This is a genomic window from Mycolicibacillus koreensis (genome assembly GCF_002104795.1).
Lineage (GTDB): Bacteria > Actinomycetota > Actinomycetes > Mycobacteriales > Mycobacteriaceae > Mycobacterium > Mycobacterium koreense.
In genome coordinates this window covers 20,235-41,276 of sequence record NZ_NCXO01000015.1, presented here as the reverse complement: position 1 = coordinate 41,276, position 21,042 = coordinate 20,235, and the positions used below count along the sequence as shown (strand labels likewise).

Below are 21,042 nucleotides of genomic sequence, written 5' to 3'. Positions count from 1 at the left end.
GCCGAGCCTGCACGCCCGACTGGCCGGAGTAACACACCGGTGCGCGGCGATTATTCCGAGCCGACCGGTTGCGCTCAGCAGCGCAGGCATTGCGTCCGCCGGTGCCGCCAGAGCGCCCACCAGCGCCGCCAGACCGGTATTGGAAGCCCCACGGCGTCGCCCGGTGGCGATATGGTCGGTTATGGCCGTCGATCCCGTCGCGCGCTCCGGGGCGTCCCCGCCCACCCCCGAAGATCTGGAATCGTTGCTGGATCACAACTCCCGGCGTGGGCTGTGGCAACGCCGCGTTGTGCCGGGGGACTGGGCCGGGGGTATCGAGCAGGAGATGGCTCGGGTGCCCAGCGTGCGTGTCGGGCGACGTTGGGTGAGCACGCTGTGGCTGCTGCCGCTGACCGTCGTGGGGCTTGTGGTGGCGGTCGCGCTCGCGCAGCAGCTGCGCCGCTACGGCTGGATGCAGGACTTCATCGCCACCTATCCGGGTACCGCCGACAGTTTCGCGACACCGCTGCACTCCGGGTTTCCCGCCTGGCTGCGCTGGCAGCACCTGTTCAACATCGTGTTCATGATGTTCCTCATGCGTGCCGGTCTGCAGATCCTGGCCGACCACCCGCGGCTGTATCTGAACTCGGGGTGCCGACCGGGCAGTGCCTGGCTGCGGATGCGCGCGGCCGTGCCCGCCGACCGGATGGACAAAAGCCGGCCGGACCGGCTGTGGACCGCCAAGGACGATTCGGTGGCCCTGCCGACCTGGCTGGGAATCCCCGGGATCCGCCACACCGTCGGTTTGGCTCGGTGGTGGCACTTCGTGTTCGACCTGTTCTGGCTGACCAACGGGCTGGTGTTCTACGTGTTGTTGTTCACCACCGGCCAATGGCGGCGCATCGTGCCGCAATCCTGGGAGGTGCTGCCCAACGCGGCGTCGACCGCGGTGCAGTACGCCTCACTGGATTTCCCGGTCAACGCCGGGTTCACCAACTACAACGGTCTGCAGATGATCGCCTACTTCACCACCGTGTTCATCGCCGCGCCACTGGCGTTCGCCACCGGGTTGCTGCAGGCGCCGGGGGTGGCCGCGCGATTCGGGTTCGCCCGCGGACCGCTGAACCGCCAGGTGGCCCGCAGTGTGCACTTCGGGGTGCTGGTGTGGATGGTGGTGTTCATCGTCATCCACACGGTGATGGTGTTCACCACCGGGCTGGTCGGCAACCTCAACCACATCGTGCTGGGCACCGACACCGAGTCCTACGGCCCCCTGATCGTCTACGTCGTGGCGATGGTGGTGATCGGCGTCGCCTGGCTGGCCGCCTCGCCGTTGACGCTGCGGTACCCGGCGGTGGTGCGCCGGGTCGGTGTCGCGGTGGTCGGCTGGGCGAAGGCGCTGATGGAGCGGCCGCACCCGAACGCCACCTACTCCGAGAGTGACATCTCCTCCTATCTGTGGCCCAACGGCACGCTGCCCGATTCACCGCGTTACCGGCGCCTACAGGCCGGTAACTGGGCGGACTACGAGCTGGTGGTGACCGGGCTGGTGGAGAACCCGAGAACGTTCAGCTACGACCAGTTGCGCGCACTACCCAAACACGAGCAGGTGACCGGGCACTACTGCATCCAGGGCTGGTCAGGAGTGGCCAAGTGGGGCGGGGTGGCCATGGCCGACATTCTCGATGAGGTGCGCCCGCTGCCGAATGCGCACTGGGTGGTGTTCTACTCGTTCGCCGAGGGCTCGGGACCGTCGACCGAGGGCCGCTACTACGACTGTCACAAGATCGAGCACATGCGCGAGCCCACCACGCTGCTGGCCTACGAGATGAACGACGCCCCGCTCGCGGTGGCGCACGGTGCGCCGCTGCGGTTGCGTAACGAGCACGAACTCGGATTCAAAATGGTCAAGTGGGTGCAGGCCATCGAATTCGTCGAGAGTTTCGAGCGGCTCGGCCTCGGCATGGGCGGCTACAACGAAGACCACGAGTATTACGGCTACCGGATGCCGATCTGATCGCGGCGCGCCGCGCTCAGTGACCGAGCCGGCCGCGCCCCATCCGCAGCAACAGCATCGCCAGGTCCTTGCCGTCGGGCCCGAGTTCGCTGTAACGCTCGATCACTTTCATCTCCCGGCTGTGCACCAGCCGGGTGCCCCCGGAGGCCATCCGGGCCCGGCCGATCGCCTGGGAGACCTCGGTGCGTCGCTTCACCGCGGCCAGGATCTCGGCATCGAGGCGGTCGATCTCGCCGCGCAGGTCATCGATGTCGGTGGTCGGGTGGGACGACGGGCGTTTCTCAGTGGACGTCTCAGTGGCCATGGCGGGTGACTCCGTACGCTGACTGTTGGTGGGTTCTGGTCTCATCGGTACTCCGGCCTCACGCAACAGGTGAACCCCGGATCTCGGTGCGGACCGCGGGGCTCGTCGGAAAACAGCTACGCGATAGGCACCGGCGGGCGGTACCCGGGAAAGAATCGAAGCTGCGTGTCGAGCACGAATCGAGTGTGCCACCCGGAGCCGTGCCAGCGCAAAACCTGTCCGCCGGCGGCGGTAGGTTGGAGCTGCAGCGACCGGCCGGGGCAGAAGGAGGAGCGGCGCAAGGTGAGTGTGCACGTCAACGAGGAGGCCGCCGCCGAAGTGTCCGGGGAGGTGGCCGCTTTGTTGGCCGATCTCAACCCGCAGCAGCGCCGCGCGGTGCTCCACGAGGGCACACCGCTGCTGATCGTCGCCGGGGCGGGATCGGGCAAGACCGCGGTGCTGACCCGCCGGATCGCCTACCTGTTGGCCGCCCGCGGCGTCGGGGTCGGCGAGGTCCTGGCGATCACGTTCACCAACAAGGCCGCCGCCGAGATGCGTGAACGGGTGGCGCAACTGGTCGGACCGCGGGCCACGGCGATGTGGGTGGCGACCTTCCACTCCACCTGTGTGCGGATTCTGCGCAGCCAGGCTGCGCTGATCCCGGGGTTGAACTCCAATTTCTCCATCTACGACGCCGACGATTCCCGTCGGCTGCTGTTGATGATCGCGCGCGACATGGGCCTCGACGTCAAACGGTACTCACCGCGACTGCTGGCCACCGCGATCTCCAACCTGAAAAACGAACTCGTCGACCCCGACCAGGCGCTGCGCAACCTCGACGAGGACGCCGATGAGCTCTCCCGCACCGCGGCCAGCGTCTACGGCGAATACCAGCGCCGACTGCGTGCGGCCAACGCGCTGGACTTCGATGACCTGATCGGGGAGACCGTCGGGCTGTTGCAGGCGTTCCCGCCGGTGGCCCAGCACTACCGCCGGCGATTCCGCCACATCCTGGTCGACGAGTACCAGGACACCAACCACGCCCAATACATGCTGGTGCGTGAACTCGCCGGCCACGGTGGCACCCGTGACACCGACGCCGACGCAGCGCCTCCGGCAGAGCTCTGCGTCGTCGGTGACGCCGACCAGTCGATCTATGCGTTCCGCGGGGCCACGATCCGCAACATCGAAGATTTCGAGCGCGACTACCCGGACGCGACAACGATTCTGCTGGAACAGAATTACCGCTCCACCCAGACCATCCTGTCGGCGGCGAACTCGGTGATCGCCCGCAACGCCGGACGGCGGGAGAAACGGCTGTGGACCGACGCCGGCGACGGTGAACTCATCGTCGGCTACGTCGCCGACAACGAACACGACGAGGCCCGGTTCGTCGCCACCGAGATCGACACCCTGATCGACGCCGGCGAGATCACCTACAACGACATCGCGGTGTTCTACCGCACCAACAACTCCTCCCGCGCCGTCGAGGAGGTGTTCATCCGAACCGGCATCCCCTACAAGGTGGTCGGTGGTGTGCGCTTCTACGAGCGCAAAGAGATCCGCGACCTGGTGGCTTACCTGCGGGTGCTGGACAATCCGGCTGACACGGTCAGTCTGCGGCGCATCCTCAACACACCGCGCCGCGGAATCGGCGACCGTGCCCAGGCGTGTGTGTCGGTGTACGCGGAGAACAACCGGGTGGGGTTCGCCGAGGCGTTGGCAGCGGCGGCCGGGGGGCAGGTCCCGATGCTCAACACCCGGTCGGTGAAGGCGATCAGCGGGTTTCTGGAGTTGATGCAGCAGTTGCGCGCCGAGATCGATGCCGGGCCCGGCGATGTGGTGGACGCGGTGCTCGAGCGGACCGGCTATCGCCGCGAACTCGAGGCGTCCACCGACCCGCAAGACCTTGCCCGACTGGACAACGTCAACGAACTCGTCAGCGTCGCACACGAATTCAGTACCGACTGGGAGAACCGCGAGGCCCTGCAGCCAGATGAACCCCGGGACGGCGAGGCCGGTGAGGACGCCGAGACCGGCGAGCTCAGCGTACTGGGGGAGTTTTTGGAGCGGGTGTCTCTGGTCAGCGACACCGATGACATCCCCGAGCACGGCGCCGGCGTGGTCACCCTGATGACGTTGCACACCGCCAAGGGACTGGAGTTCCCGGTGGTGTTCGTGACCGGCTGGGAGGACGGGATGTTCCCGCACATGCGGGCGCTGGGCGACCCGACCGAACTCAGCGAGGAACGGCGGTTGGCCTACGTGGGGATCACCCGGGCTCGGCAGCGTCTCTACGTCAGCCGGGCCAAGATCCGCTCGGCATGGGGGCAGCCGAACATGAACCCCGAATCGCGGTTCCTCCAAGAGATCCCCGCGCACCTCATCGACTGGCGCCGCACCGACACGACACCGTCGTTCAGCGCCCCGGTCAGTGGCATCGACCGCGGCGGGCGTCCCGCGCCGGTACGGTCGGCGACGCGGCGCCCGCCGCTGGTGCTGGCGGCCGGCGACCGGGTCTCACACGACAAATACGGGCTGGGCCGTGTCGAAGAGGTCTCCGGGGTCGGCGAGTCGGCGATGTCGCTTATCGACTTCGGGAGCGCCGGGCGCGTCAAACTCATGCACAACCATGCGCCGCTGACCAAACTGTGACCGACGGGCCGGTCACCAACCGGAGGTTTGCCGGCCCGCCAGGCACCAGTTCTTGGTGGAGGGCACCAGCGCCAGCGCCATCGTCACCACCGGGAACACGATGCTGCCGATGGTCCGCCCCAGAAGGGACGGCATCGTCGCCGACGCCGACAGCCCCGCCTGGTTCAACAGCGCCTGGGCCATCAGGTAGCCGACCAGTGCGAGCACGATGACCACGCCACAGGCGATCGCGATGATCATGCGGCCGACAGGATTGCGCCGCAGCAACATGATCCCGCCGACCGCCAGCGCTGCGGCGATCGCCAACGCCACGACCCCCATCACCACGAACAGCCCGGTGTTCTGACCGTGGAACTGCGGCATCGACGCCACCGAGAAATTGCCCAGCGCACCCAGGATGTTGGCGAGGGCCCCGAGAAAACTCAAAACCGCGGCCCCGATCGCGGTTCCGCCACTCGGTGCCGGACCCCCGAACCCCTGCTGCGGGTACTGGGGGTACTGGGAGTACTGGGGGTGCTGGGAGTACTGCGGGTACGGGGCGTACTGCCCCGGCGGCGGGTAGGGCGGCTGTTGGGCGCCCGGATACTGAGGCGTTGGATTCCCGGGAGCCCCGAGAGCCCCGGGAGTCCCGGGAGCTTGGGGTGTGCCGGACTGTTCCGGGCCGGGCTGTGCTCCGGGCTGCCAGGGATGCATAGGGAAACGCTAGCAGGGTCAGCTGTGATGGGCGGCCGCAGATCCCGACATGCCGACCGGTCCGCGCTCGTCGCGGTGCACCGGGGGGACCAACGCGAGTGCGGCGATCGTCGCCGGCACCAGCAACCAGCCCACTTCGGAGGCCGACAGCGGGCCGTGAATCAAGCCGACCACGCTCAGTACCACCGCAGCGGCACTGGTGCCCACGACGAGCCACCGTCCCAGGGGTTGGCCGCGCAGGAGCATCACCCCGCCGATCAACAGGAGCCCGGCCACCCCGGCCACTCCCACGGTCACCAGGGCGCCCACCGGCAGCGGGCCGGCGGATTGGTTCACCGAGACCGGCAGCAGCAGCCACACCAGATGAAAGGCGAGCAGCACCGCGCTGCTGACAATGAGGAAGGCGCCCGCCAGAATGCTCAACCATCCGGCCAGCAGCGTGGTACGGCTGCTGGCCGACCGTTCTCGAGATTCCATCGTTATGACGCTAGTGCCAGATCCCGCCGGATTCCAGTGGAGCCCCGCCGTGGCGCCGCCGGCCCCGATCGGCTGGGCAGCCGATCCGATCAGCCGGTGTAGTTACCGATGTTGATGCCGCGCTGGGCCAGCCACGGCAGCGGGTCGACCCGGCTGGTGCCGTTGAGCAGCACCTCGAAGTGGCAGTGCGGGCCGGTGGAGAAGCCGCGGTTGCCCATGGTGGCGATCTGATCGCCGGCCATCACGCGGTCGCCCACGTCGACCGTCCAGGTGTTGACGTGGCCGTAGAGGGTCACGGTGCCGTCGCTGTGCCGCAGCTTGACCAGGGCGCCGTACCCGGCGGCCGGTCCGGCCTCGATGACCACGCCGTCGGAGGCGGCCACGATCGGAGTGCCGATCGAGTTGGCGATGTCGATACCGGCGTGCAGCGACCCCCAGCGGTACCCGAAGTTCGAGGTGAAAATGCCGGTGGTCGGGGCGACGAACAGCGGCCGTTGCAGCCGCGCCTCCCGCTCGGCGCGCTCCTGTGCGTACGCGACGCCCTTGGCGAACTCCTCGTCGTGCACCGCGAACGTCGCGGCCGGCTTCACCGAGATGACCTGCATGCCGCGCGGCGCTGCGCTGTCGGTGGCGTGTTGCAGCGGCGCCTGCTCAGCGACGAGCACCGGCTGGGCGTCGTTGGCCTCGGACCGGTCGAACGTGGTGTGGGCGGCCGCAGCGACCGCGCCGACCGCCATCGCTCCGATCAACACCCGACCGCGGGAGGAGGCGGCGGTGCTGCCGCGCCGGTGGCTGCCGCGTCGGCGTACCGGACCGCTGCAGGCGGGGATGACGTCGGTGGCGGCGTCGTCGGCGCACGGCAGCAACTCGGTGGCGATCAGGTCGTCGTGGCTGTGCAGGTCGTCGAGTTCCGGGGCGTCGAGCAGCCATCCGTCGTCGTCGGCGTCAGAGACGGCGGTCTCGGCGGTCTCGGTGCTCTCGGCGGTCTCGCCGATCCCTGTGCTCTCGGCGTCGAAGTCGGGGAGTTCACCGGCGGCGTCGGCGGCCGCGAGCGCGGCGAAGCCTTCCAGGAGTTCGTCGATCGGGATGATGTCGGTCACGTCGTCGGCCGGTCGCGCACCGAACCGGTCGCGCAGCCGCCGCGAGGTCCGTGAAACAACAGAGGGCTCGCTGCGATTCTGCGTCACGTGGAAATTCCCTTGGGTTTCTGGGTTTCGTAACCGTACCGTTATCTCGGACAGACCTCGCAGAGAGTAGCCAGAATCGGCGTTCGGTGGCAAGTCCAGCAGGGAAAACAGCGTCGAATGTGGTCTTGATCACGGCGTTTTCCGTCGTGAGATGCGCCACAGGACGGGGAGGCGACGACAGCGGCGCCGGGCGGGGTCGATACAGTTCCCCCGGGCGTGGTCGCCGAACCCGTCGCGGACAAGTCCGCCAGCAGACAGCCAGCAACAGAGTGAGGCCATGGATCTTTTCGAGTATCAGGCGAAGGAACTGTTCGCCAAGCACAACGTGCCCACCACCCTGGGACGGGTGACCGACAGCGCCGATGACGCGAAAGCGATCGCCGAGGAGATCGGCAAGCCGGTCATGGTGAAAGCTCAGGTCAAAACCGGCGGCCGCGGCAAAGCCGGCGGGGTCAAATTCGCTGCCACCCCCGACGACGCCTACACCCACGCCCAGAACATCCTCGGCCTGGACATCAAGGGCCACATCGTCAAGAAGCTGCTGGTCGCCGAGGCCAGTGACATCGCCGAGGAGTACTACATCTCGTTCCTGCTCGACCGCGCCAACCGCACCTACCTGGCGATGTGCTCGGTGGAGGGCGGCATGGAGATCGAAGAGGTCGCCGCAACCAAACCGGACCGGCTGGCCAAGGTGCCCGTCGACGCGGTCAACGGCGTCGACCTGGCGTTCGCCCGCTCGATCGCCGAGCAGGGGCACCTGCCCGCCGAGGTGCTCGACGCGGCCGCGGTGACGATCCAGAAGCTCTGGGAGGTGTTCGTCGCCGAGGACGCCACGCTGGTGGAGGTCAACCCGCTGGTGCGCACGCCTGACGACCAGATCCTGGCGCTGGACGGCAAGGTCACCCTCGACGCCAACGCCGACTTCCGCCAGCCCGGCCACGCCGAGTTCGAAGACCGCGACGCCACCGACCCGCTGGAGCTCAAAGCCAAGGAGAACGACCTCAACTACGTCAAACTCGACGGGCAGGTCGGCATCATCGGCAACGGCGCCGGTCTGGTCATGTCGACGCTGGACGTCACCGCCTACGCCGGGGAGCGCCACGGCGGGGTGAAGCCGGCCAACTTCCTCGACATCGGCGGCGGCGCCTCCGCGGAGGTCATGGCCGCCGGTCTCGACGTCATCCTCGGTGACGAACAGGTCAAAAGCGTGTTCGTCAACGTGTTCGGCGGGATCACCGCCTGCGACGCCGTGGCCAACGGCATCGTCTCGGCGCTGGGCATTCTCGGCGACGCCGCGACCAAGCCGCTGGTCGTCCGCCTCGACGGCAACAACGTCGAGGAAGGCCGACGGATCCTCGCCGAAGCCAATCACCCCCTGGTCACGGTGGTCCCCACCATGGACGAAGCCGCCGACAAGGCCGCTGAGCTGGCCAACTCCGGAAAGGACGCGTAGTCGATGTCGATCTTCGTCAACTCCGCTAGCAAGGTCATCGTTCAGGGCATCACCGGTGCCGAGGCCACCAAGCACACCGCGCGGATGCTGGCCGCCGGCACCCAGATCGTCGGCGGGGTCAACGCCCGCAAGGCCGGAACCACTGTCACGCACAAGGACGCCGGTGGCAACGAGATCGAACTGCCGGTGTTCGCCCACGTCGCCGAGGCGATGGAAGCCACCGGCGCCGACGTCTCGATCGCTTTCGTGCCGCCGAAGTTCTCCAAGGACGCGATGATCGAGGCGATCGACGCCGAGGTGCCGCTGCTGGTGGTGATCACCGAGGGCATCCCGGTGCAGGACAGCGCCTATGCGTGGGCCTACAACACCGACAAGGGTGAGAAGACCCGCATCATCGGGCCGAACTGTCCGGGCATCATCACCCCCGGCGAGTGCCTGGTGGGGATCACTCCCGCCAACATCACCGGCTCAGGCCCGGTCGGGCTGGTGTCGAAGTCGGGGACCTTGACCTACCAGATGATGTATGAGCTGCGGGACTTCGGCTTCTCCACCGCGATCGGTATCGGTGGCGACCCGGTCATCGGCACCACCCACATCGACGCGATCGCGGCGTTCGAGGCCGACCCCGACACCAAGGTGATCGTGATGATCGGTGAGATCGGCGGGGACGCCGAGGAGCGGGCCGCCGACTACATCAAGGCCAACGTGACCAAACCGGTCGTCGGCTACGTGGCCGGGTTCACCGCGCCGGAGGGCAAGACGATGGGCCACGCCGGGGCGATCGTGTCCGGTTCGTCGGGCACCGCCGCGGCCAAGAAGGACGCGCTGGAGGCCGCCGGGGTCAAGGTCGGCAAGACCCCCTCGGAGACCGCCGCCCTGGCCCGCGAGATCCTCCAGAGCCTCTGACACCCCAGAGCCTCTGACCCCCCAGAGCTCCTCTGACGCAGGGACCGCGAAGACCGCACCAGAACGCGCCCAGACGCAGGAATCCCGGCTCGCCGGGGCGGGACTTCTGTGCCTGGGCGCGGCTGGCCGGAGAGGGAGAGTCGCAGGGTGATTGATCCGCGCACACCGGTGGTGATCGGTGTCGGTCAGGTGACCGAACGTATCGACGACGCCGACTACCGCGCCCTCTCGCCGGTCGAGTTGGCCGCCGAGGCGGCGCGGCACGCCCTCGCCGACAGCGGTGCCGACCCGACGTCGCTGGCCGCGGCGGTCGATACGATCGTCGCGACCCGCCAGTTCGAGATCTCGGTGCCCAACGCGCCTGCGCCGCTGGGCAAGTCGAACAATTTCCCGCGCTCGGTGGCCGCCCGCATCGGTGCCGATCCGGCCCGCGCCGTCCTGGACAAGGTGGGCGGGCAGGGCCCGCAGGCGTTGCTCACCGAATTCGCCGCGGCGATCGCCGCCGACACCGCCGACGTGGTGGTGCTGTGCGGATCCGACGCCACTTCGACCGCCCGCCACTTCGCCCCCGGCGCCGACGGGGTCCCGCCCGCCGGTGCGCCGGATTTCCACGAGACCGTCGAGGGGCAACTCGAGGACCGCGGATTCGGGCTCGAGGAGTTCGTCGACCGCTACACGATCAGCCACGGGCTCACCGGCGCCCCGGTGCAGTACGGCCTGTTGGAGAACGCCCGTCGCGCGCGGCTGGGCCTGACGCCGGCGCAGTATCTGCAGGCGATGGGGGAGTTGTTCGCCCCGTTCACCGCGGTCGCCGCGGGCAACCCGCTGTCGGCGTCCCCGGTGCAGCGCAGCGTCGACGACCTGGTGACGATCAGCACCGGAAACCGCATGATCTGTGACCCCTACCCGCGGCTGCTGGTGGCCCGCGACCAGGTCAACCAGGGCGCAGCGGTGGTGGTGGCCTCGGTGGCCGCCGCCCGACGCCTCGGCGTCCCGGAAAGCAACTGGGTCTATTTGCACGGCCACGCCGATCTGCGCGAGCAGCCGCTGCTGGAGCGCCCCGATCTGGGGCGCAGCCCGGCCGCGGTCGCCGCGGTCACCGAAGCGCTGGCGGTGGCCGGCATCGGACTCGACGACGTCGCCGCACTCGACCTGTACAGCTGCTTCCCGATCCCGGTGTTCAACATCTGCGACGCGTTCGCGCTGAGCGCCGAGGACCCGCGTGGGTTGACCCTCACCGGCGGCCTGCCGTTCTTCGGTGGGGCCGGCAACAACTACTCGATGCACGCGATCGCCGAGGCGGTGACCGCGGCACGCCGCCGCCCCGGCCGATTCAGCCTGGTCGGCGCGAACGGCGGCATGATGAGCAAATACTCCGTCGGCGTGTACGCGACCACCCCGACCGGCTGGCGCGGCGACGACAGCCGCCAGCTGCAGGCAGAACTCGACGCCGTGGCGCGGGTGCCGGTCACCGAGACCGCCGAGGGCCGCGCGACCATCGAGACCTACAGCGTGCGCTACGACTGGCCGACCCGCACCGGGATCATCATCGGTCGCCTCGCGGACGGCACCCGCTTTTTGGCCACCAGTGAGGACGACGACCTGGTGGCGTTGCTCTCCGACGGGGAGCCGCTGGGCGCCGAGATCACGGTGCGCGCGCTGGACTACGGCAACCGCTGCTCACTGCGCTGACCGTGCCGGTCCCCGCGCCGCGGGAGCCGGCTCAGATGTCGGCGAGTTTGCCGGCGAGGCGCTCCACGTAGCCGGCGACCTCGTCCTCGCTGCGGTCGGGCAGCCCGTAGAGCACCTCGGTGACGCCGAGTTCGCGCCAGCGCGCCAGCTTCTCGGGCACCGGCTTGAAATCCAACGCGACGATCTGCGGGGCACCGCTGCGTCCCCCGGCCGCCCAGGTGTCCTGCAGCAGCTTCACCGGTTCGTCGATGTCGAAGTCACGGGGAGTGGTGATCCAGCCGTCGGCGCTGCGGGTGATCCACTTGAAGTTCTTTTCGGTGCCGGCGGCGCCCACCAGCACCGGAACATGCGTCTGCACCGGTTTCGGCCACGCCCAGGACGGTCCGAAGTTGACGAACTCGCCGTCGTAGGAGGCCTCCTCCTCGGTCCACAGCGCCCGCATGGCCTCGAGATATTCGCGCAGCATGGTGCGTCGTCGACCCGGGGGCACCCCGTGATCGGCCAACTCGTCGGTGTTCCAACCGAACCCCACCCCCAGGCTGACCCGGCCACCGGAGAGATGGTCGAGGGTGGCGATGCTCTTGGCCAGTGTGATCGGGTCATGTTCGACCGGCAGCGCCACCGCCGTCGACAACCGCACCCGCGAGGTGACCGCCGCAGCGGTGGCCAGGCTCACCCACGGGTCCAGGGTGCGCATGTAGCGGTCATCGGGCAGCGACGCATCACCAGTGGTGGGGTGTGCGGCTTGCCGTTTGATCGGGATGTGGGTGTGTTCGGGGACGTAGAACGTCCGGAAACCGTGCTCATCGGCGAGTTTCGCGGCCGCCGTGGGGGTGATGCCGCGGTCACTGGTGAACAACACAAGCCCGTAATCCATACCCAGGATTAGAACGTGTTCCAGTCGCGCTGGCAAGCTCACGATGCTGTGTCGATTCCGTTAACACCGGACTTGCTGTGTTTGACGGATCCGGCGGTGCGCTAGCGTGGAAGGCCGAATCGCGTCGCGGGCAGCGGCGTCGTGAAGTACGCGAACCACAGGAGAAGCCCATGACTTACCCGCCCGGCACCCCCGGATATCCCCCTGCGCAGTCCCCGGGCTCCTACGGCGCCCCGAGCGCATCGTCGGCGTCGGCGTTCGGCGCTCCCGACGCCCGGGACAACAAGCTGCCGCTGATCTTGGGTGCGGTCGTGGCCGTGCTGGGCCTGCTGGTGTTCCTGAGCGGTTTCGCCCCCCGAATGGTCATCGAGAGCGCCTACTCCGGGTCCATGGATCGTTCCGGACTGGATTTCGACACCGCGCTGGCGGTGATCGCCGGATTGCTCGCCGCGGTGGGCCTGGTGCCGGCGAAGGACGCCGACGGCAAGGGGGCACGGAGTTTCACGCCGGTGGTCGCCGTGCTCGCGGTGACGTCGATGCTGTGGGTCGTCTCCAACGCGTTCACCTCCCAGTTCGATAGCGCCAAGGTCGGCTGGGGCCTGTGGCTGGCCCTGGTCCTGGTGGTTCTGCAGGCGTTTGCTGCGGTCGCCGCGCTGCTGTTGGAGACCGGCATCATCTCCGCGCCGGCGCCCAAGCCCAGCTACCCGCAGTACTCGCCGTACGGGCAGTACGCGCCGCAGTCGGCCCCCGCCGGCTACTACAGTCAGCCGGGCCAGCCGGGCCAGCCGGCCCAGCAGCCGGGGCAGCCGGGTCAGTCCGCCCAGGCACCCGGCGCCGACCAGCAGACCGTGGTGCACTCGCCGTATCAGTCGCAGCCGGGCGGGTACTCCGCGAACCCGCAACATGCCCAGAACCACGCAGCATCGACCCCGCCGACCGGCTTCCCCGGCTACAGCGGTTCGTCGGGCGCGGGGTCGGCGGGGTCGGAATCCGGCAGCGCCGGCAGCGCCGACAACGCCGGGTCGGCCGGGCCGACGCCGTCGTAGCCGGGCGCGAGAGCGCCCATTGACCACCGTGTGCGCCCGATGACCGCGGTGCCCCCCGGCCCCACGGTCGGGGCGCGCGAAGCGCGCGATCTGCTGCGGGTGGCGTTCGGGCCGTCCCTGGTCGCGCTGCTGATCATCGCGGCCGTCACGTTGCTGCAATTGGTGATCGCCAACAGCGACATGACCGGGGCGCTGGGAGCCACCGCGAGCATGTGGCTGGCGGTGCACCTGGTCCCGGTCACCGTCGGCGGCGCCCAACTGGGGGTGCTGCCGCTGCTGCCGACGATGCTGATGGTGTGGGCCGTGGCGCGCACCACCGCCCACGCCGCCTCAGCGCAGTCATCGTGGCTGGTCATCCGCTGGATCGCCGCCTCGGCGGTGGGTGGGCCGGTGCTCATCGCCGCGATCGCGCTGGCGGTCATCCACGACGCCGCGTCGGTGATCACCGAACTGCAGACCCCCAATGCGTTGTCGGCGTTCACCGGGGTGGTGGCCGTCCACGCGCTCGGGGCCGCACTGGGAATCGGCTCGCAGGTGGGCCCACGACTGCTGGCGCTGACCCGGCTGCCGGGGTGGCTGGCCGGATCGATTCGCGGGGCCACCGCCGGCGTGCTCGCGTTGTTCGGTCTGTCCGGGGCGGTCACCGCCGCGTCCCTGGTCGTGCACTGGTCGACGATGCACGAGCTCTACGCCATCACCGGCTCCCCGTTCGGTCAGCTCAGCCTCACCGCCCTGGCGGTGCTGTACATCCCGAACGTGATCATCGGGACTGCGGCCGTCGCGGTGGGCTCCAGCGCCCACCTCGGGTTCGCGACATTCAGTTCGTTCACCGTCTTCGGTGGCGACATGCCCGCGGTGCCGATCCTGGCCGCCGCCCCGCCGCCGCCGCTGGGGCCGGTCTGGGTGGCGCTGTTGATCGTCGGGGCATCGTCGGGTGTGGCGCTGGGGCAACAGTGTGCCCGCCGCGCCCTGCCGGTGCTGCAGGCGGCCGCACAGGTGCTGGTCGCCGCGCTGTTGGCCGCGCTGGCCATGGCCGCACTCGGATACGCCGCGGGCGGGCGACTGGGCAACTTCGGCGACGTCGGCGTCGACCAGGCGTCGTTCGGCCCCGCGGTGTTCGTCTGGTTCACCCTGATCGGCGCGACAACCGTGGTCGTCGCCGGTGGGGTCACCCTGCCCCGGCGGGCCGCCAAGCCTGCGTCCCGCGCCGACACCACCACGCAGACCCCCCACCCGGTGGCCCCCGACGTCCCCGATACCCCCGACGGGCCACCGGTCGAGCCGGTCGCCGACATCCCGCCGGAGCCGCCGGCGCCCGCCGACACCGAGGCGCCCGAGCCGCAGCGCCCGCCGCCGGCCCCGCTCGCCGACCTCGAAGACCAGATGTTCACCGACGACGACCCGCCGCCGACCGGTTCGTGAGCCGATCGCGGTGTCCGGCCGCCACCGCGGCGTCGCCGCCGACTAGGCTCACCCTCGTGCAGCAGCCGATCCGTGTGCCTCCGACCGCACCGGCGCGACTGGTGGTCCTGGCGTCGGGAACCGGATCGTTGCTGCAAGCACTGCTCGACGCCGCGGTCGGTGACTACCCGGCCCGGGTGGTCGCCGTCGGTGTGGACCGTGAGTGCCGGGCGGTCGAGATCGCCGAGCAGGCCGGCGTGCCGACGTTTTGCATACCCGTGGCCGACCACCCCAGCCGGGATGCTTGGGATGCGGCGATCACCGACGCCGTCGGGGCCCACGACCCCGACCTGATCGTCTCGGCCGGATTCATGAAAATACTTGGGGCGCGGTTTCTCTCCGAATATCTGGGCCGCACCGTCAACACCCACCCCGCGCTGCTGCCGGCGTTCCCCGGCGCCCATGCGGTCGCTGATGCGCTCAGCCACGGCGTCAAGGTCACCGGCTGCACGGTGCACCTCGTCGACGCCGGCACCGACACCGGGCCGATCCTGGCCCAGCAGGCCGTTACCGTGTTCGATGACGACGATGAGGACACCCTGCACGAACGCATCAAAGTCACCGAGCGGCGACTCCTGGTGGAGGTCGTCGCCGCATTGGCGACCGGCGGTGTGAACTGGACCGGACGAAAGGCGATCCTAGGATGAGCGTGGACACCCGTGCTGCAGAGAATGAGCCGACGGACTCGTCGCGACGGCCGATCCGCCGAGCGCTGATCAGTGTCTACGACAAAACCGGTCTCGTGGACCTCGCCCAGGGACTGCACGCCGCCGGCGTGGAGATCGTGTCAACCGGCTCAACTGCGAAAACCATTGCCGACAAAGGTATCCCCGTCACCGCGGTCGAAGAGGTCACCGGATTCCCCGAGGTCCTCGACGGTAGGGTGAAGACCCTGCACCCGAAGGTGCACGCCGGCCTCCTCGCCGATCTGCGTAAACCCGAACACGTCACCGCGTTGCGCGATCTGGGGATCGCCGCGTTCGAGTTGGTGGTGGTCAACCTCTACCCGTTCAGCGAAACCGTGGATTCCGGGGCCGACATCGACGAATGTGTCGAGCAGATCGACATCGGCGGACCGTCGATGGTGCGGGCCGCCGCCAAGAACCACCCCAGCGTCGCGGTCGTGGTCTCCCCGCTCGGTTACGACGGGGTGCTCGCCGCGGTCAACACCGGCGGTTTCACCCTCGCAGAGCGGAAACGTCTGGCGTCGTTGGCATTCCGACACACCGCCGAATACGACATCGCTGTGGCGTCCTGGATGGAAACCTGTCTCGCCCCCGAACAGCCGCGTCAACCGCTACCCGAGTGGACTGCGTCGACGTGGCACCGTTCCGCGGTGCTGCGCTACGGCGAGAACCCCCACCAGAAGGCCGCGCTGTACTGCGACGCCGGAGCGTGGCCGGGGCTGGCCCAGGCAGACCAGTTGCACGGCAAGGAGATGTCGTACAACAACTACACCGACGCCGACGCGGCGTGGCGTGCCGCGTTCGACCACGAGCAGACAGCCGTGGCGATCATCAAGCACGCCAACCCGTGCGGCATCGCGGTATCCGCGATCTCGGTGGCCGACGCCCACCGCAAGGCGCACGCCTGCGACCCCCTGAGTGCGTTCGGCGGGGTGATCGCCACCAACAGCGAGGTCAGCGTCGAGATGGCCGAATACGTCGCCACGATCTTCACCGAGGTGATCGTCGCGCCGGCCTACGCCCCCGGCGCGGTGGAGGTGCTCTCGGCGAAGAAGAACATCCGGATCCTGGTGGTCTCCGAGCCGCTGCGTTCGGGCATCGAGGTGCGCCCGATCAGCGGCGGGCTGCTCATGCAGCAGCGCGACAACCTCGACGCCCCCGGCGACGACCCGGCCTCCTGGACGTTGGCCACCGGAGCGCGTGCCGAGGAGGCGGTTCTGGCCGATCTGGCGTTCGCCTGGCGGGCCTGCCGGTCGGTGAAGTCCAACGCGATCGTCATCGCCGCCGACGGCGCCACCGTCGGGGTGGGGATGGGTCAGGTCAACCGGGTCGACGCGGCGCGCCTGGCCGTCGAGCGCGGTGGCGAGCGGGTGCGCGGGGCGGTCGCCGCCTCCGACGCCTTCTTCCCGTTCCCCGACGGGTTGGAGACGCTGACCGCTGCCGGGGTGACCGCGATCGTGCAGCCCGGCGGGTCGGTGCGCGACGAGGAGGTCGTCGCGGCGGCCGGCGCGGCCGGAATCAGCCTGTACCTGACCGGAACGCGGCACTTCGCGCACTGATCGTCGACGGGTCCGGCCGCTCCCACGTAGGTTGGAGTGGTGGCCGCACCTGATTTTCAACCCCGCACCACGGTCGGTGAGCTGCGCGCCGCCGGCCATCGTCAACGCAGCGTCAAACAGGAGATCGCCGAGAACCTGCTCGCCGCTCTCGCCGACGGAGCCGGCACCGACGGGATCTGGCCGGGCATCCTCGGGTTCGACGACACCGTGCTGCCGCAACTCGAGCGTGCGCTGATCGCCGGACACGACTTCGTGCTGCTCGGGGAGCGCGGCCAGGGCAAGACCCGGTTGCTGCGGGCGCTGATCGGGCTGCTCGACGAATGGACCCCGGTGATCGCCGACGCCGAACTCGACGAACACCCCTACACGCCGGTCACACCGGAATCGATCCGTCGCGCCGAGGAACTCGGCGACGAGCTGCCGGTGGTGTGGCGCCACCGCAGCGAGCGCTACACCGAGAAGCTGGCCACCCCCGACACGTCGGTCGCCGACCTCGTCGGCGACATCGACCCGATCAAGGTGGCCGAGGGGCGCAGCCTCGGCGACCCCGAGACCATCGCCTACGGGCTGATCCCGCGCGCCCACCGCGGCATCGTCGCGGTCAACGAACTGCCCGACCTCGCCGAGCGCATCCAGGTGGCGATGCTCAACGTGATGGAGGAACGCGACATCCAGGTGCGCGGCTACACACTGCGGCTGCCGCTGGACGTGCTCGTGGTGGCCAGCGCCAACCCGGAGGACTACACCAACCGGGGTCGCATCATCACCCCGCTCAAGGACCGGTTCGGCGCCGAGATCCGCACCCACTACCCCCTGGAGCTCGACGCCGAGGTCGGTGTCATCGCCCAAGAGGCCCACTTGAGTGCCGAGGTCCCCGACTACCTGCTGGCGGTGATCGCCCGGTTCACCCGCAGCCTGCGGGAGTCCCGCTCGGTCGACCAGCGCTCCGGGGTGTCGGCGCGGTTCTCCATCGCCGCGGCCGAGACCGTCGCCGCCGCCGCACGCCACCGCGCGGCCGTGCTCGGCGAGTCCGATCCGGTGGCGCGGGTGGTGGATCTGGGCGCCGTCGTCGACGTGCTGCGCGGCAAACTGGAATTCGAGTCCGGGGAGGAGGGCCGCGAACAGGCGGTGCTGGAGCACCTGTTGCGCCGGGCCGTCGCCGACACCGCCGCCGCGGTCCTCGGCGGTATCGACGTCGGCGCCCTGGTCACCGCGGTCGAGGCCGGTTCGGTGGTGACCACCGGAGAACGGGTGTCGGCCAAGGCGGTGCTGTCCGCGCTGCCCGAGCTGCCGGTGCTTGACGACATCGCCGCGCGGGTCGGCGCCGAGTCCGCCGGACAGCGCGCCGCCGCGGTGGAACTGGCGTTGGAGGCGCTGTATCTGGCCAAACGCCTCGACAAACACTCCGGTGAGGGCGAAACCGTCTATGGCTGATCGGCATTCGTCGCGATACTCGGCCTACACCGGCGGGCCCGATCCGCTGGCGCCGCCGCTGGATCTGCGCGATGCCCTCGAACAGATCGGTGAGGACGTCATGGCCGGCGCCTCACCGCGTCGGGCGCTGGCCGAACTGCTGCGCCGCGGCAACGCCGCGCAGCCCGGCGCGGACAAACTGGCCGCCGAGGCGCACCGGCGCCGGCGGGAATTGTTGCGCAACAACAACCTCGACGGGACCCTGGCCGACATCAAGAAGCTGCTCGACGACGCGGTGCTGGCCGAGCGCAAGGCGCTGGCCCGCGCACTCGACGACGACGCCCGCTTCGCCGAGATGCAACTGGGCGCGCTCTCCGCTTCGCCGGCCAAGGCGGTCCACGAGCTCGCCGACTACCAGTGGCGCTCGGCGCAGGCGCGGGAGTCCTACGAGAAGATCAAGGACCTGCTCGGCCGCGAGATGCTCGACCAGCGCTTCGCCGGGATGAAGCAGGCGCTCGAAGGGGCCACCGACGCCGACCGTCAGCGCGTCACCGACATGCTCGACGACCTCAACGCGCTGCTGGACTCCCACGCCCGCGGTGAGGACACCGCCGAGGACTTCGAGCGGTTCATGGAACGCCACGGCGAGTTCTTCCCGGAGAACCCCGCCAACGTCGAGGAGTTGCTCGACTCGCTGGCCCGGCGTGCCGCGGCGGCCCAGCGTTTCCGCAACAGCCTCAGCCCCGAGCAGCGGGCCGAACTCGACGCGCTGGCCATGCAGGCGTTCGGCTCCCCGGCGCTGCAGCAGGCGCTGACCCGCCTCGACAGCCACCTGCAGGCCGCCCGACCGGGGGAGGACTGGACCGGCAGCGAACGGTTCTCCGGGGACAACCCGCTGGGCATGGGGCAGGCGGTGCAGGCGTTGGCCGACGTCGGCGAACTCGAGCAGCTCATCGAGCAGCTCTCCCAGAGCTACCCCGGTGCGAGCATGGACGATGTCGACCTCGAGGCGCTGGCCCGCCAACTCGGCGACGACGCCGTCGTCGACGCCCGGGCCCTGGCCGAGCTGGAACGCGCCCTGCTGGGGGAGGGGTTCTTCCGGCGCGGCCCCGACGGGCAGTGGCGGCTCTCGCCCAAGGCGATGCGCCGGCTCGGCCAGACCGCGCTACGCGACGTCGCCGACCGGCTTTCGGCCCGCCGCGGACAACGCGACCACCGCCGCGCCGGCGCGGCCGGTGAGTTGACCGGCGCGACCCGGCCCTGGCAGTTCGGCGACACCGAACCGTGGAACGTGGCGCGCACCCTGACCAACGCGGTGCTGCGCCAAGCCGGCGCCGGGCCGCGAACGGCGGGGGCGGCGGTGTCGATCACCGTCGACGATGTGGAGATTTCCGAGACCGAGACCCGCACCCAGGCGGCGGTCGCGCTGCTGGTCGACACCTCCTTCTCGATGGTGATGGAGAACCGGTGGGTGCCGATGAAACGCACCGCGCTGGCGCTGCACCATCTGGTCAGCACCCGATTCCGCTCCGATGCGCTGCAGATCATCGCGTTCGGCCGCCATGCCCGCACGGTCACCGCCGAGGAACTGATGGGGCTGGAGGGCATCTACGAGCAGGGCACCAACCTGCACCACGCGCTGGCGCTGGCCGCTCGGCATCTGCGGCGCCACCCCGGGGCCCAACCGGTGGTGCTGATCGTCACCGACGGGGAGCCGACCGCGCACCTGGAGGATTTCGGCGACGGGGTGGAGGTGTATTTCGACTACCCGCCGCACCCGCGCACCGTCGGGCTGACCGTGCGCGGCTTCGGCGACATCGCCCGTCTCGGCGCGCAGGTGACGATCTTCCGTCTCGGGGATGACCCGGGACTGGCGCAGTTCATCGACCAGATCGCCCGGCGGGTCGGCGGGCGGGTCATCGATCCCGATCTCGACGGGCTCGGTGCGGCGGTGGTCGGCGACTACCTCAACGCCCGGCGGCACCGGCGCTGACGGCTGCAGTCCCTGCAGGCTCAGTCCCCGCGGCTGCGTTGGCGGCGTTTGATCCCGACCCCACCCCACAGCGAGAACCCCCGGATCGTCACCGTCGGCGCTCCCGGGGTGCCGGTGCGGTTGACCTCGTGGTCGAACCCGCCCATCACGCCGTGGCCCTTGATTTCGACGTTCACCTCCGGCGGCAGCAGGATCGTCTGCCCGCCCATGATCGAGTACGCGTTGATCTCGACGTCGGCGCAGGTGAAGTCCGCGTACCGCAGATCGACCACCCCGCCGCCCCAGAGGGTGAACGTGGTCAGCCGTTTCGGGACGTTCCACCGGCCGCGCCGCTGGAAGCCGCTGAAGATCGCCAGCAGCAGCGTCGACGGCGCCGGCTTGGACTCGCCCGCCGGGCGGTGGCTGCCGAACGCGCACGGCAGGTCGGCGCTGATGCGTTCCAGATCGTCCTGGGTCTGTGCGGCGTAGGCCTTCGACAGCCGGTCGCGGTAGTCCTCCGGGGCGAGCTGGCCCTGCTCGGCGGCCTCGCCGAGCAGCTGCGCGATGTGGAACCGGTCGGTGTCGGCGGCGCGCGATGAGGGCTGACCTGGCGTGCTCATGGCCTAAGAGCCTACGACGAACCGTCACAAGAGCAAGCCGGGACGGCGCAACCAGGTCGCGCGCCG

Annotated in this window: 17 protein-coding genes; 11 read left to right on the top strand and 6 right to left on the bottom strand. The window is 69.5% G+C overall.

The genetic code is table 11. The annotated features are described in order from the left end of the window. The first annotated feature begins 181 nt into the window (after positions 1–181). Positions 182–1,996 (top strand): molybdopterin-dependent oxidoreductase, encoded by a 1,815-nt coding sequence (locus tag B8W67_RS08825; RefSeq protein ID WP_085303520.1) that lies wholly within the window; start codon positions 182–184, stop codon positions 1,994–1,996. 16 nt (positions 1,997–2,012) lie between these two features. On the opposite strand, the gene B8W67_RS08820 is transcribed toward B8W67_RS08825, so the two are convergent. After that, positions 2,013–2,345 carry a chorismate mutase gene (locus B8W67_RS08820; protein WP_372507427.1) on the bottom strand — a complete coding sequence of 111 codons (333 nt, stop codon included), beginning with the start codon at positions 2,343–2,345 and terminating at the stop codon, positions 2,013–2,015. Positions 2,346–2,588: 243 nt separating this feature from the next. On the opposite strand from B8W67_RS08820, the gene pcrA reads away from it, so the two are divergent. Continuing rightward, entirely contained in the window at positions 2,589–4,934 is a 2,346-nt protein-coding gene (pcrA, locus tag B8W67_RS08815; protein WP_109561742.1) for a DNA helicase PcrA, read from the top strand. Positions 4,935–4,946: 12 nt separating this feature from the next. On the opposite strand, the gene B8W67_RS20525 is transcribed toward pcrA, so the two are convergent. The 3 genes from B8W67_RS20525 to B8W67_RS08800 all read right to left on the bottom strand — a co-directional run bounded on the left by B8W67_RS20525 (position 4,947) and on the right by B8W67_RS08800 (position 7,291). Beyond that, complete coding sequence (locus tag B8W67_RS20525; RefSeq protein WP_133056084.1) at positions 4,947–5,627, bottom strand: hypothetical protein; 681 nt, start codon at positions 5,625–5,627, stop codon at positions 4,947–4,949. Between the two features lie 18 nt (positions 5,628–5,645). After that, positions 5,646–6,104, bottom strand: a complete 459-nt coding sequence (locus B8W67_RS08805; RefSeq protein ID WP_069391367.1) for a hypothetical protein — start codon at positions 6,102–6,104, stop codon at positions 5,646–5,648. 89 nt (positions 6,105–6,193) lie between these two features. Further along, positions 6,194–7,291 (bottom strand): M23 family metallopeptidase, encoded by a 1,098-nt coding sequence (locus B8W67_RS08800; RefSeq protein ID WP_085303513.1) that lies wholly within the window; start codon positions 7,289–7,291, stop codon positions 6,194–6,196. Between the two features lie 277 nt (positions 7,292–7,568). Here B8W67_RS08800 and sucC point away from each other — a divergent pair, with 277 nt between their 5' ends. The 3 genes from sucC (at position 7,569) to B8W67_RS08785 (ending at position 11,342) form a co-directional block, all read left to right on the top strand. Then, the gene (gene sucC, locus B8W67_RS08795) at positions 7,569–8,744 is read left to right on the top strand and encodes an ADP-forming succinate--CoA ligase subunit beta (protein ID WP_085303511.1); all 1,176 of its coding nucleotides are present in this window, start codon (positions 7,569–7,571) and stop codon (positions 8,742–8,744) included. 3 nt (positions 8,745–8,747) lie between these two features. Then, positions 8,748–9,650, top strand: a complete 903-nt coding sequence (gene sucD, locus B8W67_RS08790; protein ID WP_085303509.1) for a succinate--CoA ligase subunit alpha — start codon at positions 8,748–8,750, stop codon at positions 9,648–9,650. 147 nt (positions 9,651–9,797) lie between these two features. Next, complete coding sequence (locus tag B8W67_RS08785; RefSeq protein ID WP_085303507.1) at positions 9,798–11,342, top strand: acetyl-CoA acetyltransferase; 1,545 nt, start codon at positions 9,798–9,800, stop codon at positions 11,340–11,342. A gap of 31 nt (positions 11,343–11,373) precedes the next feature. On the opposite strand, the gene B8W67_RS08780 is transcribed toward B8W67_RS08785, so the two are convergent. Beyond that, positions 11,374–12,219, bottom strand: coding sequence for an LLM class F420-dependent oxidoreductase (locus B8W67_RS08780; RefSeq protein WP_085303505.1), 846 nt, complete (start codon positions 12,217–12,219; stop codon positions 11,374–11,376). A 170-nt stretch (positions 12,220–12,389) separates the two neighbouring features. On the opposite strand from B8W67_RS08780, the gene B8W67_RS08775 reads away from it, so the two are divergent. From B8W67_RS08775 to B8W67_RS08750, 6 genes are read left to right on the top strand one after another with little or no spacing between them, the layout of a single operon-like run. Next, positions 12,390–13,265: a DUF5336 domain-containing protein gene (locus B8W67_RS08775; RefSeq protein ID WP_085303502.1), complete on the top strand. Its 876-nt coding sequence runs from the start codon at positions 12,390–12,392 to the stop codon at positions 13,263–13,265. 39 nt (positions 13,266–13,304) lie between these two features. After that, the gene (locus B8W67_RS08770; protein WP_085303555.1) at positions 13,305–14,687 is read left to right on the top strand and encodes a cell division protein PerM; all 1,383 of its coding nucleotides are present in this window, start codon (positions 13,305–13,307) and stop codon (positions 14,685–14,687) included. A 56-nt stretch (positions 14,688–14,743) separates the two neighbouring features. Beyond that, entirely contained in the window at positions 14,744–15,373 is a 630-nt protein-coding gene (gene purN, locus B8W67_RS08765) for a phosphoribosylglycinamide formyltransferase (protein ID WP_085303500.1), read from the top strand. Continuing rightward, positions 15,370–16,971 carry a bifunctional phosphoribosylaminoimidazolecarboxamide formyltransferase/IMP cyclohydrolase gene (purH, locus tag B8W67_RS08760; protein WP_085303499.1) on the top strand — a complete coding sequence of 534 codons (1,602 nt, stop codon included), beginning with the start codon at positions 15,370–15,372 and terminating at the stop codon, positions 16,969–16,971. Before purN ends, purH begins: the two co-directional genes overlap by 4 nt. Positions 16,972–17,010: 39 nt before the next feature. After that, the gene (locus B8W67_RS08755; protein WP_372507428.1) at positions 17,011–18,405 is read left to right on the top strand and encodes a sigma 54-interacting transcriptional regulator; all 1,395 of its coding nucleotides are present in this window, start codon (positions 17,011–17,013) and stop codon (positions 18,403–18,405) included. Next, the gene (locus B8W67_RS08750) at positions 18,398–20,377 is read left to right on the top strand and encodes a vWA domain-containing protein (RefSeq protein WP_085303495.1); all 1,980 of its coding nucleotides are present in this window, start codon (positions 18,398–18,400) and stop codon (positions 20,375–20,377) included. Before B8W67_RS08755 ends, B8W67_RS08750 begins: the two co-directional genes overlap by 8 nt. Positions 20,378–20,397: 20 nt before the next feature. Here B8W67_RS08750 and B8W67_RS08745 read toward each other — a convergent pair whose 3' ends face one another. After that, entirely contained in the window at positions 20,398–20,976 is a 579-nt protein-coding gene (locus B8W67_RS08745) for a DUF1707 SHOCT-like domain-containing protein (protein ID WP_085303493.1), read from the bottom strand. Between the last annotated feature and the right edge of the window lie 66 nt (positions 20,977–21,042).